This is a genomic window from Hymenobacter duratus, from assembly GCF_014698995.1.
GTDB classification, from domain to species: domain Bacteria; phylum Bacteroidota; class Bacteroidia; order Cytophagales; family Hymenobacteraceae; genus Hymenobacter; species Hymenobacter duratus.
Window position 1 is genome coordinate 1,510,938 of the sequence record NZ_JACWZZ010000001.1, and the last position, 26,850, is coordinate 1,537,787.

The 26,850-nt window shown below is 58.8% G+C and carries 20 protein-coding genes; 12 read left to right on the forward strand and 8 right to left on the reverse strand.

Translation table 11 applies throughout. The annotated features are described in order from the left end of the window. The first annotated feature begins 14 nt into the window (after window positions 1–14). Together IC231_RS06285 and IC231_RS06290 are read left to right on the forward strand one after the other, a co-directional pair. Entirely contained in the window at window positions 15–4,343 is a 4,329-nt protein-coding gene (locus tag IC231_RS06285) for a PKD domain-containing protein (protein WP_190783660.1), read from the forward strand. Window positions 4,344–4,480: 137 nt separating this feature from the next. Continuing rightward, window positions 4,481–5,494, forward strand: a complete 1,014-nt coding sequence (locus IC231_RS06290) for an MBL fold metallo-hydrolase (protein WP_190783661.1) — start codon at window positions 4,481–4,483, stop codon at window positions 5,492–5,494. 122 nt (window positions 5,495–5,616) lie between these two features. Here the strand turns inward: IC231_RS06290 and IC231_RS06295 are convergent, their stop codons facing one another. Next, window positions 5,617–6,627, reverse strand: a complete 1,011-nt coding sequence (locus tag IC231_RS06295) for an OmpA family protein (protein WP_211538891.1) — start codon at window positions 6,625–6,627, stop codon at window positions 5,617–5,619. Between the two features lie 184 nt (window positions 6,628–6,811). Between IC231_RS06295 and IC231_RS06300 the strand changes: the two genes are divergently transcribed. From IC231_RS06300 to IC231_RS06330, 7 genes are all read left to right on the forward strand, one after another. Continuing rightward, entirely contained in the window at window positions 6,812–7,864 is a 1,053-nt protein-coding gene (locus tag IC231_RS06300) for a class I fructose-bisphosphate aldolase (RefSeq protein ID WP_190783662.1), read from the forward strand. A gap of 120 nt (window positions 7,865–7,984) precedes the next feature. Continuing rightward, window positions 7,985–8,881 carry an acetyl-CoA carboxylase, carboxyltransferase subunit beta gene (gene accD / locus IC231_RS06305; protein WP_190783663.1) on the forward strand — a complete coding sequence of 299 codons (897 nt, stop codon included), beginning with the start codon at window positions 7,985–7,987 and terminating at the stop codon, window positions 8,879–8,881. A 187-nt stretch (window positions 8,882–9,068) separates the two neighbouring features. Continuing rightward, entirely contained in the window at window positions 9,069–9,815 is a 747-nt protein-coding gene (locus IC231_RS06310; protein WP_211538893.1) for an OmpA family protein, read from the forward strand. 354 nt (window positions 9,816–10,169) lie between these two features. Then, complete coding sequence (locus tag IC231_RS06315) at window positions 10,170–10,883, forward strand: OmpA family protein (protein ID WP_185888979.1); 714 nt, start codon at window positions 10,170–10,172, stop codon at window positions 10,881–10,883. 153 nt (window positions 10,884–11,036) lie between these two features. Continuing rightward, a complete protein-coding gene (locus tag IC231_RS06320; protein WP_190783664.1) occupies window positions 11,037–11,804 on the forward strand; it encodes an endonuclease III domain-containing protein in 768 nt (255 codons plus the stop codon). Between the two features lie 92 nt (window positions 11,805–11,896). After that, on the forward strand, window positions 11,897–12,880 hold the full coding sequence (locus tag IC231_RS06325; RefSeq protein WP_190783665.1) for a radical SAM protein: 984 nt from the start codon (window positions 11,897–11,899) through the stop codon (window positions 12,878–12,880). A 113-nt stretch (window positions 12,881–12,993) separates the two neighbouring features. Beyond that, window positions 12,994–13,506, forward strand: coding sequence for a gamma carbonic anhydrase family protein (locus tag IC231_RS06330; protein ID WP_190783666.1), 513 nt, complete (start codon window positions 12,994–12,996; stop codon window positions 13,504–13,506). Between the two features lie 77 nt (window positions 13,507–13,583). On the opposite strand, the gene IC231_RS06335 is transcribed toward IC231_RS06330, so the two are convergent. Further along, window positions 13,584–14,918 (reverse strand): hemolysin family protein, encoded by a 1,335-nt coding sequence (locus IC231_RS06335; protein ID WP_190783667.1) that lies wholly within the window; start codon window positions 14,916–14,918, stop codon window positions 13,584–13,586. A 203-nt stretch (window positions 14,919–15,121) separates the two neighbouring features. Here IC231_RS06335 and IC231_RS06340 point away from each other — a divergent pair, with 203 nt between their 5' ends. Together IC231_RS06340 and IC231_RS06345 are read left to right on the forward strand one after the other, a co-directional pair. Beyond that, window positions 15,122–17,335 carry a protein-disulfide reductase DsbD family protein gene (locus tag IC231_RS06340; protein WP_190783668.1) on the forward strand — a complete coding sequence of 738 codons (2,214 nt, stop codon included), beginning with the start codon at window positions 15,122–15,124 and terminating at the stop codon, window positions 17,333–17,335. Window positions 17,336–18,069: 734 nt separating this feature from the next. Continuing rightward, on the forward strand, window positions 18,070–18,534 hold the full coding sequence (locus IC231_RS06345; protein ID WP_185888986.1) for an Lrp/AsnC ligand binding domain-containing protein: 465 nt from the start codon (window positions 18,070–18,072) through the stop codon (window positions 18,532–18,534). A gap of 76 nt (window positions 18,535–18,610) precedes the next feature. On the opposite strand, the gene IC231_RS06350 is transcribed toward IC231_RS06345, so the two are convergent. Continuing rightward, window positions 18,611–18,973 carry a hypothetical protein gene (locus IC231_RS06350; protein ID WP_190784019.1) on the reverse strand — a complete coding sequence of 121 codons (363 nt, stop codon included), beginning with the start codon at window positions 18,971–18,973 and terminating at the stop codon, window positions 18,611–18,613. 153 nt (window positions 18,974–19,126) lie between these two features. Here IC231_RS06350 and IC231_RS06355 point away from each other — a divergent pair, with 153 nt between their 5' ends. Then, a complete protein-coding gene (locus IC231_RS06355) occupies window positions 19,127–20,092 on the forward strand; it encodes an energy transducer TonB (RefSeq protein WP_190783669.1) in 966 nt (321 codons plus the stop codon). Between the two features lie 108 nt (window positions 20,093–20,200). On the opposite strand, the gene trxA is transcribed toward IC231_RS06355, so the two are convergent. From trxA to dnaE, 5 genes are all read right to left on the reverse strand, one after another. After that, on the reverse strand, window positions 20,201–20,530 hold the full coding sequence (gene trxA / locus IC231_RS06360) for a thioredoxin (protein ID WP_044003005.1): 330 nt from the start codon (window positions 20,528–20,530) through the stop codon (window positions 20,201–20,203). A gap of 192 nt (window positions 20,531–20,722) precedes the next feature. Beyond that, the gene (locus IC231_RS06365) at window positions 20,723–21,112 is read right to left on the reverse strand and encodes a hypothetical protein (protein ID WP_185888989.1); all 390 of its coding nucleotides are present in this window, start codon (window positions 21,110–21,112) and stop codon (window positions 20,723–20,725) included. A gap of 86 nt (window positions 21,113–21,198) precedes the next feature. After that, entirely contained in the window at window positions 21,199–22,119 is a 921-nt protein-coding gene (locus IC231_RS06370) for a TIGR01777 family oxidoreductase (protein WP_190783670.1), read from the reverse strand. Between the two features lie 117 nt (window positions 22,120–22,236). Then, window positions 22,237–22,758 carry a GbsR/MarR family transcriptional regulator gene (locus IC231_RS06375; protein ID WP_190783671.1) on the reverse strand — a complete coding sequence of 174 codons (522 nt, stop codon included), beginning with the start codon at window positions 22,756–22,758 and terminating at the stop codon, window positions 22,237–22,239. 243 nt (window positions 22,759–23,001) lie between these two features. Beyond that, window positions 23,002–26,685: a DNA polymerase III subunit alpha gene (gene dnaE / locus IC231_RS06380; protein ID WP_190783672.1), complete on the reverse strand. Its 3,684-nt coding sequence runs from the start codon at window positions 26,683–26,685 to the stop codon at window positions 23,002–23,004. Window positions 26,686–26,850: the final 165 nt, after the last annotated feature.

Sequence of the window (26,850 nt, forward strand, 5' to 3'; positions counted from 1 at the left end):
ACGAGGCTGTTGGATTGACGTTTAATGCCTCTGGCACACACATGTTTGTGTGGGAGCGAGGCGGCAAGGTCTGGGTGGTGTACAATGGCCAGCGGACGATGCTGCTGGATATCAGTGAGGAAGTAGGGGCCTGGAACGACCACGGGCTGCTGGGCTTTGCGCTGCACCCCCAGTTTGAGACCAACGGGTACATCTACCTGTTTTATCTGGTCGACCGGCACTACCTTCTGAATTTTGGCACTGCTGCCTATAACCCTGCTGCCAACGATTATTTCAGCGCCAGCATCAGCCGCCTTACCCGTTACACTGCCACCCGCACCGGCACACAATACAGCGTAAGTGCCGCGAGCCGCAAGATTCTGTTGGGCGCCACCAAATCGACGGGGGTGATATGCCTGGAGCGCAGCCACAGCGCGGGGAGCCTGGTTTTCGGGGCTGATGGGACGCTGCTGGCCTCGGTGGGCGACGGCGCCCACGGCTCCGACAACGACTACGGCAGCAACCCCAACACCTACTACGCCCAGGCGCTTGCCGACGGCATGATGACCAGCAAAGACAATGTCGGGGCCTTCCGGGCCCAGGCCGTGGACTGCCTGAACGGTAAGATTCTGCGCCTCGACCCGGAAACAGGGGCTGGTGTGCCCAGCAACCCGTTTTACATGGCTTCCAATCCGCAGGCCGCGCGGTCCAAAGTGTGGGCCCTGGGTTTCAGGAACCCGTTTCGGATGACGCGCAAGCCCGGTACCGGCAGCACCAATCCTGGCGACGGCAACCCCGGCACCCTGTACGTTGGCAACGTGGGCTACTTCACCTGGGAAGAAGTGGAAGTAGTGAGCCGGGGCGGGCAAAATATGGGCTGGCCGCTGTATGAAGGACTGGAAGCCAACACCACATACCAAGGTCCTAATCAGTATAATTTCTACGCACCCAATCCGCAGTTCGGCATCAATGGCTGTACCCAGGAGTATTTTTATTTCAAGAACCTGATAACCCAGGCCACACCCAGCGGCACCGCTTCCTTCCCCAACCCCTGCGCGTCCGGCCAAACGATTCCCGCGTCCATTCCCACGTTCGTGCATACGCGCCCGCTCATCGACTGGCACCACGGTACGGGCCCTTCCCGAACCGGAATCTTCACGGGCAACACTGCCGGCACTATCAATATCGGGGCGGCTGGCTCGCCGGTTTCGGGGCCGCAGTTTGGGGGCAGCGCCAGCGTTGGCGGCGTGTTCTATCCGTACAACGACTTCCCGGCGGGCTACCAGAACACTTACTTCTTCGGGGACTACTCCGGGGGCTGGATCCGCAACATGACCGTGAACAGCGCCAATGCTCCTTCGTCTGTGCGGGACTTTATTTCGAACGGCGCAGTAGCAGTGGGCCTGGCGGTGCACCCCACGCAGCCGGGGCTGTACTACATCAATTTTCCTTCTGAAATCGTGCATGTAACCTACAACACGGTCAACCAGGTGCCGGTGGCAACAGGCAGTTTCAACAAGCAGTTTGGGCCTAGTCCATTGGCCGTGCAGTTTACGGGCAGCACCTCTACTGACCCGGAAGGCCAGCCTCTGACCTACTTATGGGACTTCGGGGACGGAACCAGCAGCACCGCTGCCAATCCGGCGCATACGTTCACGGCGCCCACCACGGCGCCTGCTTCCTACACAGTTCGGCTGACCGTAACGGATCCGCAGGGCGCTTCCGGCCAGACCACCCTGCTGATTTCGGCCAACAACACGCCGCCTCAGGTCACGATTACCAGTCCGGCGCCCAATACCCTGTATTCGATAGCCACGCAAACGTCCTTCGTGCTACGGGCCACGGTAACGGATCAGCAGCATGGGCCGGGGCAGCTGAGCTACCAGTGGCAATGCTTCCTGCACCACGCCGACCACCAGCACCCCGAGCCCATCCAGACCACCATCGAGGGCACCCTGACGACTACGCCCGTGGGCTGTGGCGCCGAAACCTACTACTACCGCGTGGTGCTCACCGTGACGGACGCGGCCGGCCTGGCTACCACCCAGGAAATGCGCCTGAACCCCGACTGCAGCACGGCGCCAAGCCTCACGTTTTACCGGGCTATCAACGTGGGCGGAGCAGCTGTAAGCTTGGATGGCAATGCCTGGGAGGCGGGCACTGCGGCCAACTTCACTGCCAATGGCTACGTCTTCTCCGACAATACCGTGCCCTTGGTGCCGGCCACTGATGCGCCGCGCGCGGGCATGATTCGCAGCTCGGCCTACAACCCAAGCGGCCTGACAGCGACAATGAGCGGCATACCAGCGGGCCAGTACCGGGTGTGGGCCTACGTCTGGGAAGATAATAATGCTGAAACCTACTCGCTGGCTCTGAACGGGCAAACGGTGCAGACCAATTTTAATAGCGGTACGGCCGGCACCTGGAGCCTGCTCGGACCCTATGATGTAACGGTAGCCAGCGGCACGCTGGCCCTCGCTAGCACCGGCGGCACAATGAATTTGTCGGGGCTGGAACTATGGCGCATAGGCGGCACCGCGCCCACCAACCAAGTGCCAGTGGCCAATGCCGGGCCGGATGTGACACTAACGCTGCCCGTAAGCAGCACCATGCTGCAGGGAGCGGGTGCTGATGCCGATGGTACCATCAGCAGCTACGCCTGGAGCCAGATAAGTGGCCCGAATACGGCAACGTTTTCCTCCCTGCTGGCGGCCCAGCCTACGGTCAGTGGGCTGGTAGCCGGCAGCTACGTGTTCAACCTCGTGGTAAAAGACAATACGGGTGCCAGCAGCGCCGCCGACCAGGTCACGGTGCTGGTTAATTCAGCTACAGGCGGTGGTACCTATGTTTTCTACCGGGCTATCAACGTGGGAGGGACAGCCTTGAGCTTGGACGGTAATGCCTGGGAGGCAGGCACGGCAACTGACTTTACTACCAATGGCCTGACGTTTTCGACCACGGCCGTGCCGCTGGTGCCCGCTACCGATGCCCCGCGCACCAGCATGATTCGTAGCTCCGCCTGGAAAGTGACGGGCTTAAGTGCGACGTTGAGCGGTGTGCCGGCAGGGAAGTACCGGATATGGCTGTATGTCTGGGAAGACAACTATCCGGAAGTTTTCTCATTGGCCCTGAATGGGCAAACGGTGCAGAGCAACTACAACAGCGGCACGGCTGGCAAATGGTCTAAACTAGGCCCCTACGATGTGACGCTGACCACCGCCGGGCCGCTTGCTTTAACCAGCACGGGCGGCACTATCAACCTCTCCGGCTTCGAGGTCTGGCGTCTGAATGGCACTGCGCCACCCACCAACCAAGTGCCAGTGGCCAATGCCGGGCCGGATGTGACACTAACGCTGCCCGTGAGCAGTACCGTGCTGCAAGGAGCCGGCTCTGATGCCGATGGCACCATCAGCAGCTACGCCTGGAGCCAGATAAGTGGCCCGAATACGGCAACGTTTTCCTCCCTGCTGGCGGCCCAGCCTACGGTCAGTGGGCTGGTAGCCGGCAGCTACGTGTTCAACCTCGTGGTAAAAGACAATACGGGTGCCAGCAGCGCCGCCGACCAGGTCACGGTGCTGGTCAATCCGGATACGGACACGCCTACCTACACCTTTTACCGTGGCATCAACGTGGGCGGGGCGGCGGTGAGCCTGGACGGCAACGCCTGGGAAGCGGGCACGGCCTCCGGCTTCGCCACCAACGGCTTCACCTTCTCCAGCAATACTGTGCCGCTGGTGCCGGCCACCGATGCGCCCCGCACCAGTATGATTCGCAGCTCGGCCTACAGCCTGAGCACCCTGACGGCCACGCTCAGCGCCGTTCCGGCAGGACAGTATCGGGTATGGGTGTACGTGTGGGAGGACAACTATCCGCAAATCGTGTCGGTGGCGCTCAATGGACAAACCGTGCAGAGCAACTACAATACAGGCACGGCCGGCGTGTGGGCCAGGCTAGGGCCGTATGAGGTGAGCGTGGGAACGGCCGGCACACTGCAGCTGGTTGGCAGCGGCGGCAACCTGAATCTGTCCGGAATAGAGGTGTGGCGCCGCACGGTATCGGCTGCTCGCACGGCAGCAGCTGCCTCTGCGGTTTCTTCCACTGCCCCCTTGCCCAGCACAGTGTATCCTAATCCGTCTCCAGATGGGCGGTATATGCTGGAGCTTCCCGCCGAAACGAGTGCTATGGTGCAGTATATTCTGCTCTCGCCGGTAGGGCGTGAGATGGTGCGAGGCGAGACCCGGATGGCACCGGGCAGCCGCCGGATTCAGCTGGACTTCTCCTCGCTGACATTTGAACCGGGCATGTACTACCTGCGCGTCATGGCCGGTGACGGGCGCCCGCTGCAGTACAGGTTGCTTCATTAAAAGCCCAGTGGCCGGGCTGGTAAACGGCCTAGTATACGCTGTCAGTGCGCGAGCCTTCTTGCACAATCGGTAATAGAAGTAAAGTAAAATCGGGGCGCTGCCGTCTATAGTCCTCGTAACACGGCACGTCCATTTCGATGAAAACTCCTTCCCGCTTCAACGGCAAAAAATACCTGAACACCCTCCCGACCAGCATGAACACCAACTACGGGCTGCTGCTGCGCCGCTGGCTGACTGGCCGGGAAGAGCGGCAGCCGCGCCGCCCGCTGGGCCCTTTCCGTACTGATGCGGCAGTGTTGGCGGAGCCGGTATCGGCAGAAGCGCTGCGCGTGACGTGGTTCGGGCATTCCAGCACGCTCATCGAAATCGACGGCAAACGGTTTCTGACGGACCCCGTGTGGCGGTTGCGGGCTTCGCCGGTGGCGCTGGGTCCCAAACGCTTTTTCGCGCCGCCGCTGCCACTGGCCGAACTGCCGAAGCTCGATGGCGTCATTCTCTCTCACGACCATTACGACCACCTGGACAAAGACGCTATTCGGGCCCTGGGGCGGACGGGCGTGCCATTTTTCTGCCCGTTGGGTGTAGGCGGACACCTGCGCCGTTGGGGTGTGCCCGCCAGCCAGATAACGGAGCTGGACTGGTGGCAGGAAGTACGGCTAGGGGAGACGCACACTTTGGCCGCTACACCCGCCCGCCACTTCACCGGCCGCCGCCTCACCCGCGACAATACGCTCTGGGCATCCTGGTGCATTCTGGGGCCCCGGCACCGTGCCTTCTTCGGCGGCGACTCGGGGCCGTTCGAGTCCGGCTTCCGCGAAATTGGCGCCGCCTACGGCCCGTTTGATCTGGTGATGCTGGAAATAGGCGCTTCGGATGAGCAGTGGGCCGACATCCACATGGGCCCCGACCACGCGCTGGCTGCCCACCGTGCCCTAGGTGGCGGCGCACTACTGCCGCTGCATTGGGCTACCTTCAACCTGGCGTTCCACAGCTGGCACCAGCCCGCCGACCGCCTGGTAGAGGCTGCCGGAACAGACGTGACACTATTGCTGCCCGCTCCCGGCCAGCGGGTAGAAGTCAGTGCCGGCCCGTTGGCAGATTTCTGGTGGCACTCCTATCTAAGCACTCCAGCCCTGGTTCAGCCAGCCTAATATCCCAAAACCGATAGAGCAGAGCAACGGTAGCTGTTTGCTGCGCCTTACCCCAACCAAAAAGCCGGCCTCACGCGGGGCCGGCTTTTTGGTTGAATACATACGAGCAAGAGCAAGATGGCCTATTTGCCGGTAGCGGCTGAGTTCGAATCCAGAATCTTGAACAGCTCGTTGAGCTTGGGCGTCAGGATGATTTCGGTGCGGCGGTTTAGGGCCTTGTTGGCCGGCGAGTCGTTCTGGGCTACGGGCACATACTGCGAGCGTCCCGACGCCGTAACCCGGTCTGGCTGCACGCCGCCCGTAGTGAGCAAACGCGCAATTTCAGTGGCGCGCAGCACGCTTAGGTCCCAGTTGTCCTGCATTGCTGCGGTAGGGCGGCTGAAAGCTACGTTATCGGTGTGGCCTTCTACCACCACATTCACGTCGGGCTGCGTTTTGAGCACCGTAGCCAGCTGCTTGAGGGCCTCCTGGCCTTTGGGGTCTACTTTGGTAGAACCCGTCTTGAACAGCAGCTGCTCCGACAGCGACACATACACTTTGCCGTCTTTCATTTTTACCTGCAGATCGGTGCCCTGGAAGCCGCGCAGGGCGTTGGCCACGCTGGCCCGCAGGTCGTTTACGGCCTTATCTTTTTCGGCCAGCGCCTTTTCCAGCTCGGCCAGGCGGGCTTCGCGGGTTTTCAGGTCGGCGTTGAGCTTGTCGATGTCGGCGCGGCTCTTGCGCAGGCCGGCATCCAGCTGGCCCAGCTCGGCCTCACGGCGGGCCAGGTCCTGTGCTACTTTATTATAATCCGATGACTTATTGGCTAGCTCCCGGTCCGAGTTCTTGAGCAGCTTATCATAGGAGTCGGTGAGCTGGGTGTAGAGCTGGCGGGTGCGGCGCAGCGCGTTGCCAGTCTGGGTCGAGTCGTCAGTGAGGCGGCGGTTCTGCAGGCGCATTTCGGCCAGCTCGTCGGTCGTTTTCCGCAGCTCCGCTACGGCTGTGCGCTGCTGGCGCTCGGCTTCGGCCTTGCCCTGCTCCGTAGAGGCCTGACGGGCTTTCAGGTCGTCGTACTTTTTGGAGGCCACGCAGCCGGGCAGCACCAGTGCCGCTGCCATAGCCAGCGTAAGTAAGTTGGAAGCGGTTTTTTTCACGGAGCAGAGGTTGAAAGACGAAGAACGGGCTGCCGGGCCAACGGCCCGTCATATCCCGCGGCAAGGTACTCAGCAGCCGGCCCATGTTGCAATGCCAGCCCGGAAAGCAACCGAAATTCAGCCTATATTTGGCCCGCCAATTCTGCTGGCTTCGTATTGCTCACGCCCACTAGTCACGTTCCCAATGGCCTCCATCACTGCCTCCCTCAGCGCCGAAACCGAAGCGCTGCTCCAGCACGAATGCAAAACCATTAGCAAGGACCTGATTCACCGGCCCGGCCCCGATTTTCTGGACCGCTGCTTTGTGCCTTCCAGCCGCACGCCGCAGGTAATCCGGAGCCTGGGTCAGCTCTACAACCACGGCCGCCTGGCCGGCACCGGCTACATGAGCATCCTGCCCGTCGACCAGGGCATCGAGCATACCGCCGGCGCCTCATTCGGCCCCAACCCGATGTACTTCGACCCCGAGAACATCATCAAGCTGGCTGTGGAAGGCGGCTGCAACGCCGTAGCCACTACGTTCGGCACCTTCGGAACAGTGGCCCGCAAATATGCCCACAAGATTCCGTTTCTGGTCAAAATCAACCACAACGAGCTGCTGACCTATCCCAATAAGTTCGACCAGATTCTGTTCGGCTCGGTGGAAGAGGCCTGGAACCTGGGTGCTACGGCCGTGGGAGCCACTATCTATTTTGGCTCTGAGGAATCGAACCGGCAGATTGTGGAAGTGGCGCACGCCTTTGAGCGGGCCCACGAGCTGGGTATGGCCACGGTGCTGTGGTGCTACGCCCGCAACAATGCTTTCAAAACCGCCGACAAAGACTACCATGTGGCAGCCGACCTTACGGGCCAGGCCAACCACCTCGGCGTCACGATTCAGGCGGATATCATCAAACAAAAGCTGCCCGAAAACAACGGTGGCTTCAGCACAATCAACTTCGGCAAGACGCACAAGGCCATGTACGAAACCCTGTCGTCGGACAACCCCATCGACCTGACTCGTTACCAGGTAGCCAACTGCTACATGGGCCGCATTGGCCTGATCAACTCCGGCGGCGAAAGCAAAGGCGCCACCGACCGGGACGAAGCCATCCGGACGGCCATCATCAACAAGCGTGCTGGCGGGCAAGGCCTGATTTCGGGCCGCAAAGCCTTTCAGCGCCCCTTTGCCGAAGGGGTAGAACTGCTCAACGCCATTCAGGACGTATACCTGGACGACGCTATTACGTTGGCGTAATTTCAATAAGGGAGGAAGAATGAGGAGCAGTGCATTTGTTGCAGCTTCTTGTTTGCTGCCGGCGCTTCATGCCGGCTATTACTTCCCTGTTCTTCCTTCTCAATTCCTAATACAGTAAGAATGTCTTGGTTTAAGCGCGTAGAAAAAGGCATCGTCACGCCGACAGAGCAGAAGAAAGAGACGCCCGATGGGCTCTGGTATAAATGCCCGGAGTGCAAAACCGTGGCGACCATGGCGGAGCATAAGCGCCTGCTCTTTACCTGCGGCAACTGCAACCACCACGACCGGATTGACGCGGCCGACTACTTCGAAATTCTGTTCGATGGGGGCAAATTCACGGAGTTGGATGCCGAAATGCACTCCGGCGACCCGCTGCACTTCGTGGATACGAAAGCATATCCGCAGCGCCTCATTGCCACTGAGAAAAACACCGGTCTGCGCGATGCTGTGCGCACCGCCCACGGCCTCTCCAACGGCCAAGGCTTGGTAGTAGCCGCCATGGACTTCCGCTTTATCGGGGGCTCCATGGGCTCAGTAGTAGGCGAGAAGATTGCCCGCGCCATTGATTTTGCCCGTCAGCAGCGCCTCCCCTTCCTGATGATTTCACGTTCGGGCGGTGCCCGTATGATGGAAGCTGGCTTCTCGCTGATGCAGATGGCCAAAACGTCGGCTAAGCTGGCCCTGCTTTCGGAGGCTGGCATTCCGTACGTTTCCCTGCTCACCGACCCGACGACGGGCGGCGTAACCGCGTCCTTCGCCATGCTCGGCGACTTCAATATTGCCGAGCCGGGCGCGCTCATCGGCTTTGCCGGGCCCCGCGTTATCAAAGAAACCATCGGTAAGGACCTGCCCAAAGGCTTCCAGAGTGCCGAATTTGTGCTGGAGCACGGTTTCCTCGATTTCATCGTGGACCGCAAGCAACTCAAGCAGCAGCTCAGCGACTTACTAGGCATGCTGCAGCCCACGGACGTTGCTGCCAGCACGCCCGCCGCGAAAATTGCCCAGCGCGCCCTGTAGTTCGGCACACTTGTTGGAAATGCGTACTGCATGCAGGTCTGCTGTGGCTGGTTGGGTGAGTTGCCATTCTGCGTTGGAGGTCAACCCGGTATAGTATAAAAACTATATTTGGCGAACATTTCAGGTAGAATAGCAGTAAAGCACGACCAGCATCCCGCAGAATCTCTCACTCCCAAAACTCAATTCCATGAAAACTCCAAAGTCTCTTCTTTCCCTGTTTATGGCGCTGACGCTGCTGCTCGGCTCGTGCGCTACTTCGCAAACCCGCAACCCAAACATTCCGGACGCCCCAACCGGCAACGGTACCGGCCCGCGTAAAACCGGCATGAGCAGCACCGCAAAAGGCGGTCTGATCGGGGCTGGCGGTGGCGCAGTGGTAGGTGGCGTACTGGGCCGCGTGATTGGCGGTAAGAATGGCACGGCTGCCGGCGCTATCATTGGTGCTGCCGTAGGTGGCACGGGTGGTGCCCTCATCGGTCGCAAAATGGACAAGCAGGCCGAAGAGCTGCAGCGCGACATGCAGAACGCCAAAGTGGAGCGTGTAGGCGAAGGCATCAAAATCACCTTCGATTCGGGCATCCTGTTCGATACCAACAAGAGCGACCTGCGCGCGGCTTCGATGACCGAAATCCAGAAAATGGCGGAAGTGCTGAAGAAGTACCCCGACACGAACGTACTGGTAGAAGGCCACACCGATGCCAGCGGCTCGGACGCCATCAACAACCCTCTCTCGGAGCGCCGGGCGCAGGCGGTAGCCAACTACACTGTAAGCCAGGGCGTAGATGCTTCCCGCATCACGACCAACGGCTATGGCTCGTCGCAGCCGATTGCTGACAACACCACGGAAGCTGGCAAACAGGCCAACCGCCGCGTAGAAATTGCCATCTATGCCAACGAGAAAATGAAGAAAGCTGCCGAAGCCGGCAAGCTGTAACATTCGTTGCTCTGCAAAAAAGGCCGCACCATCCGTGCGGCCTTTTTTTGTCGGTTAGCGCGGCGCTGTTTTTCTTCACAAATGGGAAGGTTTTTCGAATAAGCTTCCTTCTGCTGAACAGCCTGATACCACGCTTTTTACCGCAGCTTGCCCGGTGAAAAAACAGGCTTTTGACGCCTGCAGACGTTCTTTTCAACAATTTTCAGCAGCTTGTATCGTTTTTGGCAAGGTGGTTGCAAATTGCCCTGCCGAAAGACGGTAGTTGTCCGCTCTGAAATCCAGACCAGTCGGTACAGCGCCACCTTCTTTTTGTTCTTTTCCACCAACTCCGAGACTCCTCAACCTTTTTCACACATGAAAAACCTACGTTCCCTTTTCGCATTGATGATGGCCGTGCTGCTGTTTGGCACCAGCACGCTGCAAGCCCAAGATGCTGGCACGACGACCACCAAGAAGCCTTGGAGCAAAACCGCTAAAGGCGCCGTAATCGGTGGTTTGGGTGGTGCCGCTGGTGGTGCAGTATTGGGCCGCGTAATTGGCGGTAAGTCGGGCACGGCAAAAGGTGCCATCATTGGGGCAGCCGTGGGTGGCGCGGGTGGGGCCCTCATTGGCCGCCGCATGGACAAACAGGCTGCTGAGCTGAAGAAAGAAATGGCCGGCGCCAAAGTGGAGCGTGTGGGCGAAGGCATCAAAATCACCTTCGACTCAGGTCTGCTGTTTGCCAAGAACTCGGCTGCTCTGACCTCGGCTGCTCAGGCTAACATTCAGGATCTGGCGAAGACGCTCGTGAAGTACGGTGACACCAACGTTATTGTGGAAGGCCACACCGACACCAGCGGTTCCGATGCCATCAACGACCCGCTTTCGCAGCGTCGGGCCCAAGCTGTGGCCAACTACGCGCAGCAGCAGGGTGTAGATGCCTCGCGCTTCACGGTGACGGGCTACGGCTCACGCCAGCCGATTGCCGACAACTCGACTGAGGCTGGCCGCGTGGCTAACCGTCGCGTAGAAGTTGCCATTTTCGCCAACGAGAAACTGAAGAAAGCTGCTGAGAAAGGCACTATCTAACCTACTTGCTGCCTAGGCAGCTACTTACTGCAAAACGGCGGTGCCTTTCGGTGCCGCCGTTTTTGCGTGTTGTTACAGTCGCAGCATGCCAAGTATCAAGCTTCAAATCGGCGTGAGCGTAACCTCGGGTCGTAACGGTCGGTACAAGCACGCATGGCTACTACCGCTACCTATGCTTCGCCGCCGGCCGAAAAAACCTGGCAGGACCATTTGCTGCTGAATGCGTTTTACCCGCCTCTGTCGCAGGATACGGTGCGCCGCTCACCCATGCGGGAACTGGTTTCGACGGTTTTGTCGCACCGCACGACGCATGCCGACGAGGAGATGGCCTACGACCGGATGCTGGAAGCTTTCGGTGACTGGGCCGGGGTAATGGAAGCCCCCACGGCCGAACTGGCACATGCCATCCGGACCACGCGCTGGCCCGACACCCAGGCACCCCGCATTCAGGAGATTCTGCGCCGCATCCGGGCCGAACGGGGCGAGTTTACGCTGGACTTTCTGGAAGACTGGTCCACGGAACGCGGCATGCAGTGGCTGAACGACATGCCCGGTATTGGGCTGAAAACGGCTTCGTTGGTCCTGTTATTCAACTTTCGCAAGCCAGTGCTGCCCATCGATACGCACGTGCACCGCATTGCGCAGCGCGTGGGCATGATCGGGCCAAAAGCCTCCGCCGATAAAGCCCATCAGGTACTGCTGGAACAGTTGCCCAAAGATTCGCTGGTGCTGCTCAACTTTCATAAGCACAACTACTGGCACGGGCAGCGGGTGTGCCTCTACTCGAAGCCCGACTGCCCCAGATGCCCTCTGAAGATTTTCTGCAACTACTACCTAGAGCACCACGGCCCCGCCACCCCCGAAGCCATAGCCGCTACCCCTGCCAAATGGGATACGGCCTGGGGCGCACTGCCGCATTAGATGACAAGCCGCTCGCTAATGGCTTTTAGCTGCTAGCTTTGGGCCGGCATTGCGGCTAACAGCTAAAAGCCATTAGCTAACAGTTCGATACTATGCGCCTTGTTCGTCACCCGGTTCTGTGCAACTACTACGTTACGTACCGGTGTAATGCGCGCTGCTCATTCTGTGACATTTGGGAGAAACCTTCGCCTTATATCCAGCTGGAGGACGTGGAGCGCAACCTGCGCGACCTGAAGCGGCTGGGCGTATCAGTAGTGGACTTTACGGGGGGCGAGCCGCTGCTGCACCGCCAGATTCACGAGTTTGTGGGTCTGGCTCATAGCATGGGCTTCATCACGACGCTCACCACCAACTGCCTGCTCTACCCCAAGTACGCTGAGAAGCTGCGCGGCAAGGTGGATATGCTGCATTTTTCGCTGGACGCCTCCGAAAAGGAAGTACATGATAAAGGCCGCGGCGTGGCCTGCTACGATTTTGTGCTAGAAAGCATTCGGGTGGCGCGGGAGCTGGGTGAGCGGCCCGACATTCTGTTCACCGTGTTTCGGGAGAACCTGAAGGATCTGGAAGCCGTGTACCGCGACATCACGCAGCCGAACGGACTGGTGCTGATCCTGAATCCGGCGTTTGAGTACAACACGGTGGAAACCGGCGAACAGCTGACGGCCGAAGAGCTGGACTACCTGTCAGCTTTCGGCAGGCGCAAAGGCGTGTACCTCAACGAAGCCTTTATTCAGCTGCGGCGCGACGGCGGCAACCACGTGGCCGCACCGGTATGCCGGGCCGCCAGCACCACGCTGGTCATTTCGCCCAGCAACGAGCTGGTGCTGCCCTGCTACCATCTTGGGGAGCGGAAGTTTCCTATCGAAGGCAATCTGTACGAGCTGTATAACTCCGGGCCGGTGCAGCAGCTGGCCGCTCTGGAAGGGCGCCTGCCACAGTGCGAAGGCTGCACCATCAACTGCTACATGCAGCCCAGCTTCGCCGTCGAAACCAGCAAATACTTCTGGCAGGCCCTGCCGAGCACCCTCAAATATAACTGGGACAAAGGCACCTGGAAACGGATGTTGGCGCGGTAGGCCCGGAGGGCGCAGGCTGAAATGTAAAGCAGGTCGTTGCAGTAGTTTCCGAGGTGCCGGCTGGCAAATGGCTATACATTTGCGCATCGCTCATCCTTCAATGCTCACTACCGATGCCCGCTCTCATCCTGCCTGTTCAGGGCAAATACCCCCAAATCGGCCCTGATTGCTACGTAGCCGACAATGCAACTATCATCGGTGACGTGACGCTGGGCGCGCAATGTACCGTGTGGTTCAATGCTGTAATCCGTGGCGACGTGAACAGCATCCGCATCGGTGCCAAAACCAACATTCAGGACGGCGCCGTGCTGCACTGTACCTATCAGAAAGCGGCTACTACCATCGGGGCCGGCGTCAGCATCGGGCACAAGGCCATTGTGCACGGCTGCACCGTGGAGGACAACGTGCTGATAGGAATGGGCGCTATTGTGATGGACCACGCCGTGGTAGGCGCGGGCTGCATTGTGGCGGCCGGGGCAGTGGTGCTGGAAAACACGCAGTGCGAGCCGGGTTACCTCTATGCCGGCATCCCGGCTCGCAAAGTCAAGCCCGTGACGGAAGAGCAGCGCCAGAATATGCTGCGCACGGCCGACAACTACGTACTATACGCCAGCTGGCTGAAGTAGGAGAGGAGTAGCCAGCAGCAGTAACGACAGCGGCCCCACCTGTGAAGGCGGGGCCGCTGTCGTTACTGCTGCCTGAATCAGATATTCTGCATGCCTTCATCTTCCAACTCTTCCTGCTCCATCTCCCGCGTGACGTTGAGCTGCACCAGCTCCACGGTCCGGCGGGAGCGTTTCAGCACCCGGAACTCGTAGTTGTCGAGTACGGCTACGTCGCCTACTTCCGGAATATTGCCGTAAATCACGTTCAGCAGGCCGCCCACCGTTTCGTAGTCTTCGCCTTCGGGCAGTGGAAACGGCAGGTACTCGTTGGCGTCGGAAATAGAGGTAGAAGTATTGACGCGGAACTCGTTGGGGGAAATCTTCTCCACCACGGGCACTTCGTTGTCGTACTCGTCCTGGATTTCGCCCACCAGTTCCTCGATAATGTCCTCGATGGTAACGATACCCGAAACACCTCCAAACTCGTCGCTGACGATGGCCATGTGCATGTGCTTGCGCTGAAACTGGCGCAGCAGCCGGTTAATCTTCTTGGTTTCCGGTACGAAATAGGCCGGACGCATGATCTTGGCCAGTTCGATGGGCTCGTTCCGACGAATGATCTGCAGCAGATCCTTCACGTAGAGCACCCCCACGATATTGTCGATGTTGCCTTCGAACACCGGAATACGCGAGTAGCCTTCGTTATACACCATTTCCAGAATGCCATCCTGGGGCGTGTTTACGTCAATGGCTGCCAGCTTGGTGCGCGGCACCATAATCTGCTTCACCATCCGGTCGTTGAACTCGAACACGTTTTCAAGCAACTCGTGCTCTGATTCCTGTATTTCGCCGCTCTGCTTGCTTTGGTCCAGCAGCAGGCGCAGCTCTTCGGAAGTATGCACCTCGGAGCCGTGCGTGGCACTGCCGCCGAACAGGCCGGCAACCATGTTCGACAGCCGGTCGAGGACCCAGATGAGCGGAAAGGTGAGGAAGGCAAAGGCCCGCAGCGGAATGGCAATGGCCATGGAGGTGGTTTCCGGCTTCTGAATAGCTAGTACCTTGGGCGCCTGCTCACCCAGCACAATATGCATGATGGTGATGAGCGTGAAGGAAGTAGCAATGGCAATCTGGTGAACTGCAGTAGGCGTGAGCGTCAGGCCCAGTTGGTCGATGATGGCCAGTACGACGGCCGCCACCACACTTTCGCCTACCCAACCCAAGGCCAGGGAGGCTACTGTAATACCCAGTTGGGTGGCCGAGAGATAATAATTGAGGTCGTGCAGCATGCTCTGCACTAGCTTGGCCAGCCGGTTGCCGCTCTGGGCCTTGATGTCGATCTGAGACGGGCGGACTTTAACGAAGGCAAATTCTGCCGCTACGAAAAATCCGTTCAGCAACACAAGCAGAACGGTAAGGAGTATATTTAAGATCATAGGTTCGGCAACTCGGGCTCACGCGGCCCAGATGCCTTGGTATTGCAAAAGTACGTGATTCTGCGCAAGCGGTTCCGGCGGAGTTTCTAGCTCTGCCATGGCTGCGGAAACCAGTCCGCCAAAAAACCGGTAAACTCGCTCCGCTGTTAGCGTTTCTCCCGACCTTTGCCGGGCTTGCAATTGTAGTTGTTTCCTTTCCGCTGATGTTCGTCCGCAAAACCATAGTGCTGCCCCTCCTGCTCGTGTTGCTCACGGCGCTCGGGGCCGTTGCCCAGATTCTCACTCCCACCAAGCTCAGCGTAGCGCTAAGCCGGCCCGCCGCCAAAGTAGGAGAGGAGGTAGACCTTATTGTGAATGCGCGGATTGATGATAAGTGGCACCTCTACGCCACCGACTTCGACCCCGACCTGGGGCCGGTGCCCTTCACCTTCACGTTTGCCAAGAGCCCAGCCTACGAGTTAGTCGGCAAGCCCAAATCGGTGGGCTCCCAGAAGCACTTCGATGACGTATTTAAAGGCGACGTCACGTATTTCGAGAAAACCGGCCAGATGAAGCAGCGGGTGCGGGTATTGCAGCCCGGCCCACTCACCATCAAGGCCGAAGTAGAGTACCAGACCTGCACTGATGTGGACGGCCGCTGCATTCCCGGCGAGGAAACCCTGAGCTTCGGACCTATTCAGGTAAGCGGCACTGCTGCCCCGGCGGCTACACCTGCTACCGGCAAGCCCACCAAGCCTGAAGCCCCTGATGGCGCTGCAGTTGCGCCTGCGGTACCTGGCGTAGCAGCTGCTTCTGCCGCAGATAGTCCGGCTACTGCCGCCGTAGCTTCTCCTGTCACTCTTCCCGATTCGGTTGTGCCTGCTGCCGGCCAGGCCACGGTGCCAGCTGAAAAGATGGCTGCCGCCACGCCCGCCGACAATGGCACGGTAGATCCTGCCAAGGAAGGGCTTTGGGGGTTTGCTTTCGGCGCTTTTTTGTTTGGGCTGGGCGCGCTTATTACCCCCTGCGTTTTCCCGCTGATTCCGATGACGGTTTCCTTTTTTACGAGCGGTTCCGACAGCCGGCAGCGTGGCATCCTGAAAGCGGTGGTCTATGGTCTGTCTATCATCTTCATCTACGTGGTGGTTGGCCTGCTCGTAACGGTGCTACTCGGGGCCGACGGGCTCAACCTCATCAGCACGCACTGGCTGCCCAACCTGATTTTCTTTGTCGTATTCGTTGTGTTCGGCCTGTCGTTTCTGGGGTTGTTTGAGATTACACTGCCCCACGGCATGGTAAACAAGATTGACGCCCAGGCCGACAAAGGCGGCTGGGGCGGGGTGTTCTTCATGGCCCTCACGCTGGTGGTGGTATCGTTTTCGTGCACTGGTCCCATCGTGGCCACCATCCTGACCATGGCCGCGCAGGGCCAGCGTCTCACCCCGGTTATTGGCATGCTCGGCTTTTCGCTGGCGTTTGCGTTGCCCTTCACGCTGTTTGCCATCTTCCCGGCGTGGCTGAAAAGCCTGCCGCGCTCCGGTGGCTGGCTGAACACGGTGAAAGTGGTACTGGGCTTTGTGGAGCTGATGCTGGCGCTCAAATTCCTGAGCATGGCCGACCTCGCGTACCACTGGAACCTGCTGCCGCGCGACATTTATCTAGTTCTATGGATTGCGTTGTCGGGCCTGCTGGGTCTGTATCTGCTGGGCCGCTTCAAACTTTCCCACGACTCCGACCTGCCGCACCTGAGTGTGGGCCGGCTGCTGATGGCCGTGCTGGCCTTCAGCTTCATGACGTATCTGGTGCCGGGCCTGTTTGGTGCTCCGCTGCCGCTGCTGGCCGGCTATCTGCCGCCTCAGAGCCGCAACGACTTCTCACTGGCCGAAGGCTCTATGCTGCCTACGGCGGGAGCGGCTTCGTTGCCCAATGCCCAATGTGAGCCTCCACGCTACGGCGAGTTTCTGGAATTGCCGCACGGCCTGCAGGGCTACTTCGACCTAGAGCAGGCCCAGCGTTGCGCCCGCGCCCAGCGCAAACCCATCTTCGTCGATTTTACTGGCCACGCCTGCGTGAATTGCCGCAAGATGGAAGCCACGGTGTGGAAGGATCCGCAGGTACTGAAGCGTCTGCGCGAAGACTTCGTGGTGGTGGCTCTGTATGTTGATGACAAGGCCGAACTGCCGAAAAACGAGTGGTATACCTCCACGTATGACAACAAGCTGAAAACCACTCTGGGCAAGAAAAACGCAGACCTGCAGCTAGCCGGCTTCAACGTAAATGCCCAGCCTTATTATGTGCTGCTCGACCCCAATGCTCCGGCAGATGTGCAACACACGCTTACTACCCCAATTGCCTACGAACCCAACGTGGAGAGCTTTTTAAAGTTTCTGGACAGTGGGTTGGCCCGCTTCAAGAAGCAAAACGACGCTACTAAGTAGCACTGCCAGCGCATTGTGTGTGCCTATTAAAAAGCCCGCTTCCGGTTTGGCCGGTAGCGGGCTTTACTTTTTTGGGAAGACGTGGTTGGCCGATAAAACCCACCACAAGAACATGCCTGACATCGGACAACCGCCAATTCAGGGGCCTGCCTCAACTTGGGTGAGTGGCCTCAACTGCCTGATGAAGCGAAGCTGCTATATATGTTGCGCGCAATGCCGCTTGTTTTGCGGAATTTGCCTTAAACCCACGTTTTGTTTGGAATATAGATAGGCTAGCCAGGCTTATTTTCCGTTCTTTGCAGCCACAACGAGCCAAAAAGAGACTTTTGAAGCAAGTGGGAATAAACGCAAGCCCGAACCGTATGGGCAAAAAAAAGGCGGCACCCACCCAGATGCCGCCTCTTGAAAAGGAACGCACCCACCCAGATACGTCCCGGTTTTTCCCTCCTCACATAATCCACCCAGTAAGCTGTAGAAGAAGGACTCGAACCTTCACGGTGTGGTTAGCCGGCCGCCGGACCAGTTTTTCCCGAATCACCACCCCCGAGAGAGGGGGGTATGTCTGCCAGTTTCATCACCCTACAAAGTTAGTCCACACCGTTTGCGTTGGATTATGACAAATGTAGTCGTTTGCCTGTAATTGTAAAATTTTAGCATTGATTCAGCTAAAAATTTACAATATTTTTAAAAAAAACACCTTTTGATTTAAATATATATAGTCAAAGCACTTCAAAATGGCCAAGAATTACGAACTTGACGACACTGACCGCAAAATCCTGGACCTTTTGATCCAGGACGCCAAGACACCATACACCGAAATTGCTCGGAAGGTGCACGTCTCTGGTGGTACGGTACACGTCCGGATGGCCCGGCTGGAGGAATTGGGAATCGTGAAAGGCGCCACGCTGAAAATCGACTACCAGAAACTGGGCTTTGGGGTGAATGCCTTCCTGGGCATCTACCTGCTCAAAAGCTCCGTGTATGCCAGCGTAGCGGAGCAGTTGCGCGCTATTCCAGAGGTAGTAAGCATCCACTTTACCACAGGCGCCTACGGGATTTTCGCACGCCTGGTATGCCGCGACACACAGCACCTGCGCGACGTGCTACACGACCAGATGCAGCCCATCGAAGGCATTGAGCGCACCGAAACACTTATTGTGCTGGAAGAAACGCTCAACCGTCCCATCCAGCTGCTGTAGCGCTGCAGGCATCAACGCGAAAGGCCGTTTCCTTCCCTAGGAAACGGCCTTTCGCGTTGGTAGAACCTGGGTGAGGCTACTGCTTCACGGTAGTTCTGGTGGTCTGTACCGACTTATTCGCTTTGTAGCGCATGTCGGCGGTACCATCTTTTTTTACCGGGCCGGTTGTCGCACGGGTTGTCGTCATCTTGTTTTCCTTGTAGCGCCGGTCCGGCGAGCCGTCGGCCTTGGTTTTGGTAGCAACGCGCGTCGTAGTGCCCGCCACTTTGGTAGTGGTAGTGCTACGGGTCATGGCTGGGTTAGCCACCGATTTAGTCCGGGTTGAAGCAACCGGCGCTTTGCCCGGTGTCTGCTTTACGGTAGTGCTGGAAGTGGTCTGGGCCAGTGCGGCCGGAGCCAGCAGGGTCAGCAGAAGCAAGTAAGAAAGGAAACGGTACATAGGGCAGAAAGGGAAGGTGAAAGATGGTGGATGGCGGGCTTTCAGGCCAGCTATAGGAATGTAGCTGGATTTTTCTGAACAATTCGTGAAGCGCTTGGGAGACAGGCAACTGGGCTGTATATTTCCTGAGCTTACCTACTCTATACCCAGCGCATGAAAGCCTGCTACGTCGTGTTTTTAGGAATGTTGCTGGCGCTTCCGCTGGCTGGTACTGCCCAAAGCATGCCGGCCGTATACCTCAACGGCAGAGACGAAGCTACCGTGCCGAACAGTGCCACGCATTACCGGGTTATCGACCAGAAAAACGAGCTGCTCGGAACGTACGCCATGCGCGAATATTCCCTGGACGGAACGCTGCTGCTGCGGGGCACGCTGGCCTCCATCGAGCCGGTTGTGCGGACGGGGATGCTGACTTGGTACCATCCCAACGGGCCCAAAGCGGCCCAGGTCCATTACCGCAACGACGAGGCTGACGGTATGTATGTGGCCTGGTACGAGGATGGCCGCGTGAGCCAGCGCGGCGAGTACGCCGACGGGCAACGGGTAGGTACCTGGATCAGCGTGCACCGCAACGGCCAGAAACGCTCAAAAGGCAATTATGCGGGTGGCAAGCCGGTGGGAGAGTGGCAGTATTTTTATGGTAATGGCCAGTTGAGCGCTATTGAGCTTCCCAGCCGCGAAAAAGGCCCGGCCTTGGCATTCTTCAACGAAGACGGCTCGCCGTATGTAGGCAAGCTGCAGAAGCGGGAACTGCCGCTGTTTCCAGGTGGCGAGGCTGCCATGCTCAACTATATTGCGCACAACACAGCATACCCGCGCAATACGCGTCGCAAGGGAATCACCGGCAAAGTGTATGTAAACTACACTGTGGACGAAAAAGGCGCGGTGGGGCAGGTGCGGGTTGTGCAGGGCCTGTCGCCGGAAGCCGACCTGGAAGCGCGGCGGGTAGTAGCCAGTCTGCCCGCGTTTCAGCCCGGCCGCGAATACAACGTGCCTACCGCCATGACCTTCACCGTACCCATTCATTTTTCGCCGAGCTTCTCGCTGTTCAATGGCGTACGGCCGCCGCAGGTGCCTCCCACGGAAGCCCGCGCTGCCTGCCCCGATGAAATGTACTGAGCGGAGCACACCAGCCTCAAACGCAACAGGCCCCGCTTCTCCCAAGAGAAGCGGGGCCTGTTGCTCTATAAAACCGGGAGCAGATGCCCGGTGCCATATAGAAAAGTGTTAGGCAGTTACCTGCGCGTCCAGCTTTTGAGCCAGTACGTGCTTCGGCACAGCGCCAACCTGCTTGTCAACTACCTGGCCGTTCTTGAACACGAGCAGCGTTGGAATGCTGCGAATGCCGAATTTGGCCGAGGTTTGCGGGTTGGAGTCTACGTCGACTTTGCCGATAACGGCTTTGCCTTCATATTCGCCGGCCAGTTCCTCAACTACCGGGCCCACCATGCGGCACGGGCCGCACCATTCGGCCCAGAAATCCACGAGCACGGGTTTGTCGGAGTTGATAATCTGGTCGAAGTTAGCATCGGTAATTTCGATGGCTTTATGTCCCATGACGGAAGGGGGTTTGTGACGGTGAAAAATGCTTCTTACGAATCTTGGGGCTGCAAGGTAGCAGATTGCGATTCAACAAGGCACACGCCAGAAAGTTCACGTCACTTGCCAGCCAGATTGTTTGCTCCGCTCGGCATTCTGCTGGTGGTACGCGTGCTGTTGATGGCAGTAGGCCAGCATATTGTTTGAAGGCTATTTTTCGGGCTTGTCCAGCACAAAATTCAGGTCACGGTTGTAATCCTGGGCGCGGTTGCGGAGCTTATAAAAGACGTATAAATTGAAGAAGTGCATGCCGCCCAGAATCAGGATGATAGTGCCGATTTTGATGCTGAGCGTCTCCACACTCTGCTGGTAGCTGCCAATTGCATCGGTGCTGCGTAGCGTGAGCGTGGCATAGCCGATGTTGATGAGGTAAAAACCCGTAATCAGAAGCTTGTTCACGGAATCAGCCAGCGCCTCATTGCCGTGGAAGATGTCGACCAGGAAAGTGCGGCCGTTGGTGAAGAGCGTGCGCGCCACCCACACCGTGAGCAGCACCGTGACGGGCAGATAGACTCCGTAAACCAGCAGATAGTAGTTCATGACGTTGGAGGTTGGAAGGTGAAAAAAAGTACGGTGATGAGGTGAATGGTGATGAGGTGAAAATCTGTGTGGGTCCACTTGGGCTGCTAAGGCAGCTGTGGGAGCAAGTCAGCCAGAGCCGCCTCGCAGGAAGGGAATTGGAACCGGAAGCCGGCTTCCAGTAGCCGCTGGGGCACCACCTTGCGGCTTTTCAGAATCAGCTCGGTTTCGGTACGGAGCACGAAGGCCCCGATTTCGAGTAGCCAGCGGGGCTGCGGCAGGTGCCAGTGGGGGCGGTAATGCGCATCCAGCAGCGCCATCAGGGCGGCGTTGGGCAGAGGCTCGGGGGCGCACAGGTTGAAGGCACCTTCCAGCGCTGGATGCGCCACCAGAAACTCCACAGCCCGGCAGAAATCCTGGATGTGCAGCCAGCTCACCCACTGGCGGCCGTTGCCCTGCTGTGTGCTCAGACCCAGCCGCGCCAGGCGGGCCATGACGGGCAGCGCCCCTCCATCGGCCCCCAGCACAATGGCTGTGCGGAGCGCCACACGCCGGGTATGGGGCACGCAAGCCAGATTAAACTCGGCTTCCCACTGCTGGGCCACCATTTCGGAGAACGTACGGCCAAGGTGGCCTGTGGCTTCCGTATTGGCGGGCTGCTCATCTTCGGTATGTTGATAGATAGTGGCTGTGGAGGAGTTAAGCCACAGGGCCGGCGGGTTGCGGCAGGCCGCTATGGCGTCGCCCAGCACCCGGGTGCTGTCGGTGCGGCTGCGGGTAATGGTGTAGCGGTTGGTGGCAGTGTAGCGGCAATCGACGGAACGGCCGGCCAGATTGAGCACTACCGCTGCGCCTTCCAGCGCAGCAGCCCAGGGCCCAAGCGTACGGCCATCCCAGGCCAATTCATCGGCGCTGGTGGCGCAGCGGCTGAGCGTCCGGATCCGGTAGCCGGACTGAGTGAAGTAGTGCCGGATATGTCGGCCCAGAAAGCCCGTGCCGCCGGCCAAAATCATAAGGGGAGGTTCCATAAAACACTTTGAAAGAGGAGAGAAAAGAGAAACTTCGCCGACGAATAATGAATCGTGTATATCAAACTTTCAATAATTATTGAAATATAATAGCCAAAAAAAAGGCCTGCCGAGGTACTACGGCCCTGGCCGCATGAGCTTCATGAACGTGCTCAGAAACCAGTTTTCATCAGCTTTGATGAGGGTGGAGGCAGCCCGGTCGGCAAAGTTGGCGAAGCTCTGGATGCTGCCGATCATCTGCGTGAAGGCAGCCGTTTCCTCGGGCGTAGCGGTGGCGGAAGGTTCCACCTCACTGATTTCGCCCAGCACCCGCATGATGGGCTGCAGCTCGCGCTTGCGGCGCTCCTGCAGAATAAGCGTGGCTACCCGGTGAATATCTTTTTCGCCCGAGAAAAACTCGCGCCGCTCGCCGGGCCGCAGCTCCTTGCGCACAATGCCCCAGTCCATGAGGGCGCGCACGTTCAGGTTGACATTACCCCGCGAAATCTGCAGCTGCTCCATGATGTCCTCGGTGCTCAGCGCGCCCGGCGACACCAGCAGCAACGCGTGCACCTGCGCCATCGTGCGGCTCACGCCCCAGGCTGAGCCCAGGGTGCCCCAGCCTTCAATGAATCTGCGCTTGGCTTCGTCGAGTTGCATGGTTCAAATGTAGTGGAGTATTTCAAACTTTCAATAAAAATTGAAAGTTTATTTTCGGGGGTACTGATTAGACCTAAAAAAGAACGTCATGCTGAGCTTGCCGAAGCATCTCTACTGCAGTGCTAAATAAACAGCATTGCGGTAGAGATGCTTCGGCAAGCTCAGCATGACGGTTACTTTGGCAACATCAGCACGCGAGATTCCTCGCTTTGCTCGTAATGACGTGCTGAAGACTTGGGCCAATTAAATCAGCTGGCAGGCGTCGATTTCCATTTCGCGCATTTTGCGGATAAACTCTTTGGGCTCGATGCGGTAGCGGCGCGAGTAAGTGTCCACGGCCAGGTGCTCGTGGGGCTCGGCGAACTTGATTTCGAGCTTTTTGGAGCCCGAGCAGCCTTCCACGGCTTCCATGAAGCGGTCCATGAAGGGTTCCGTGATGGTGCGTAGGTCCAACTGCACGCGCACGCCGTTGGCGAGCTTTTCGGCCACGTTGAACAGCGGCTCCATGGTCATGATCTTGAACTCGAACTGGTCGGAGTCGCGGAAGCGCTGGGCGTATTTGCCCCGGATGAACATGGGCGGCACCTGCTCCTTGTCGTAGTTGCGGGGGTTGATGAGGGCCGAGAACTTGGAGTAGTCGTCGCGGAACAGGGCCAGGTTGAGGCTGCTTTCATAGTCTTCCACGTTGAAGCTCACGAAGGGCTGGCCGGTCTTGGTGGTTTTGAACAGCACGTTGGAAATCAGGCCGGCTACCGTCACGTCGCGGTTTTTGTAGCTCTCAATCTTATCCAGCCCGCAGGTGCAGTAGGAGTCGATTTCGAGCTTGAAGTCGTCCAGGGGGTGGCCCGAGAGGTAGAAGCCCACGATTTCCTTTTCGCGGCGCAGCTTTTCGGTGGGGCTCCAGGGCTCCAGGTCCTGAATTTTGGGCATCGGGATGGCCATTTCGCCGCCCCCTCCGCCAAACAGGCTCTGCTGGGCCGATTCCTTGGCAGCCTGGTGCTGCTGGCCCACCTTCATGGCCTTCTCGATGAGGTTCTGGTCGCCGGTGGGGGCCTCCAGAAACTGGCGGCGGTGGTAGCGGTCAAATGAGTCGAAGGCGCCGGCCTGGGCCATGCTCTCGAAGGTTTTCTTGTTCACGGCCCGCAGGTTCACGCGGCGCGCAAAGTCGAAGATGTCGGCGTAGTGGCCGCCTTTCTCCCGCTCCTTCACGATTTCCTCCACGGCGGCCTCACCCGAGCCCTTCATGGCGGCCATGCCGAAGCGGATCTGGCCCTGGGCGTTTACGTTGAACTTCAGGATAGATTCGTTCACATCGGGGCCGAGCACGGCCACGCCCTGCTTGCGGGCTTCCTCGATGAAGAAGGTCACCTTCTTGATGTCGCCCATGTTGTTGGTGAGCACGGCGGCCATGTACTCGGCCGGGTAGTGGGCCTTGAGGTAGCCGGTCTGGTAGGCCACCACCGAGTAGGCGGCGGAGTGGGAGCGGTTGAAGCCGTAGGCCGCAAATTTCTCCATCACGTCGAACACCTCGTTGGCCTTTTTGGCCTTGATGCCGTGCAGCTTCTCGGCGCCCTCGCAGAACTTTTCCCGCTCCAGGGCCATCTTCTTCATGTCCTTCTTGCCCATGGCCCGGCGCAGCAAGTCGGCGCCGCCGAGGGAGTAGCCGGCCAAGATCTGGGCCGTCTGCATGATCTGCTCCTGGTACACCATGATGCCCTGGGAGTAGTTCAGAATGGGCTCCAGCAGCTCGTGCGGGTAGTCCACCACCTCGCGGCCGTGCTTGCGGTTGATGAAGTTCGGGATGAACTGCATGGGCCCCGGCCGGTAGAGGGCGTTCATGGCAATCAGGTCCTCGATGTTGGTCGGCTTGAGGTCCTTGAGGTACATGCGCATGCCCTCGGACTCGAACTGGAACGTGCCGATGGTGTCGCCGCGCTGGTAGAGCTCGTAGGTTTTGGGGTCGTCAATCGGGATTTCGTCGATGTCGATTTTGACGCCGTGGTTGCGCTCAATCAGGTTGATGGCATCGACGATGATGGTCAGGGTTTTCAGGCCCAGAAAGTCCATCTTGAGCATTCCCGCGCTTTCGATGACCTTGCCGTCGAACTGCGTGATAAGCAGGTCCGAGTCCTTGGAAGTGGAAACCGGGATGTACTTGGTGATGTCGTCGGGGGCAATGATGACGCCGGCCGCATGGATGCCGGTGTTGCGCACTGAGCCTTCCAGCTTCTCGGCCAAGCGCAGAATCTGCCCGCGCAGGTTGTCGGGCGCGTCGTCGCGCCGGATCATGTCCAGCTCCTGGTTTTCGGCAAAGGCCTTGGCTAGGGTCGTGCCCACCTGCTCGGGCACCATCTTTACTAAGTCGTTGGCCACCGGCAACGGCAGCTCCATAGCCCTAGAAACGTCCTTAATCGACGATTTGGCGGCCATGGTACCGAAGGTGATAATCTGGGCCACCTGGGTTTTGCCATACTTATCTACCACATAATCGATGACTCGCTGGCGGTTCACGTCGTCGAAGTCAATGTCGATATCGGGCATCGACACCCGCTCCGGGTTCAGGAAACGCTCGAACAGCAGCGAGTACTTAATCGGGTCGATGTTGGTGATGCCGATGCAGTAGGCCACCGCCGAGCCCGCCGCCGAGCCCCGGCCCGGCCCGATGGCCACGCCATTGTTGCGGCCGTGGTTAATGAAATCCTGCGTGATGAGGAAGTAGCCCGCAAAGCCCATCGTCTCAATCACGCGCAGTTCGTAGTCCAGGCGCTCCTCAATTTCGGGGGTGCGCTCAGAGTAGCGGGCTTTCGGCCCTTCAAACGCTCCTTTGAAGGTGAGGTGACGCAGGAAAGCATCAGCCGTAGGGTGCTCTGGGGGCAGGGGAAAGTTGGGGAGCAGAATGTCACGCTGCAGGACTGGCGGCGTGATTTTGTCCACGATTTCGTTGGTGTTGTCCACACTTTCCGGCACGTCGGCGAACAGCGCGTTCATCTCCGCCTGGTTCTTGAAGTAGAACTGGTCGTTGGCGAAGCCGAACCGCGCGCGCGGCTTGGGGCTCTGGGCCTCCTCATCAATGCGCTGGAGCTGGCGGCGGATGGTGGCATCCTGGCCGGAGAGGTGGCGCAGGTTGTCGAGGTGGTCGTAGTGGACCTTGTTGTCCTGGGAAATCAGGCGGAAATACTGGGTCTGGAAGTCGCCGACCGGGATGCTGTGCTCCTCGCCGGTGTTTACGCACAGCAGAATGTCGTGGGGTGCGAAGTCGGTCTGCTCCACGTAGTGCGAGTCGTTGGTGCAGATGACCTTGACGTTGTACTTCTTGGCCAAACCCAGCAGCACCTGGTTCACGTCTTCCTGGCTTTTGCCGGTGCCGTCGAAGTTCATCAGCCCGTGGCGCTGAATCTCGATGTAGTAGTCGTCCTCGAACACGTCGAGCCACCACTTGAGCAGCTCCTCGGCCTTGGCCTCGCTCTGGAACAGGATGGCCTGGGGAATCTCGGCCCCGATGCAGCAGCTGGTGGCAATCAGGCCCTTGTGGTACTTGAGCAGCAGCTCCTTATCAATGCGCGGGAACTTGCTGTACACGCCCTCGATGAAGCTCATGGAGCAGAGCTTGCTCAGGTTGTGGTAGCCGTCCTGGTCCTTGGCCAGCAGCAACTGGTGGTAGCGCTTGTCCCGCTCGCCCTTCTCGCGGCTGAAGGTTTTCTTGTGGCGGTCATCCACCATGTAAAACTCGCAGCCCACAATCGGTTTCACGTTGTACTTGTTGGCCTCGGCCACGAAGTTGAACGCCCCGAACATGTTGCCGTGGTCAGTGAGGGCCACGGCCGGCATGCCGTCGGCCTGGGCCTTCTTCATCAGGGCCGAAATGCTGGCCTGACCGTCGAGCAGGGAATATTGGGTGTGCGAGTGGAGGTGCGAGAAAACGGGCATGGGCAAGCCGCACCGCGCCGTTAGGGCGCGAAGCGTACAGTAAAGTTACCCACGAATCAGCGGCCGGGAAAGATTGCGCGGCAACGGATTTTGGCGTATCAGTAGAAAAGAAATGCCGGCCAGTTCATACAGTGGCCAGCGTAAAGATGCTTCTGCCAGGGCGGG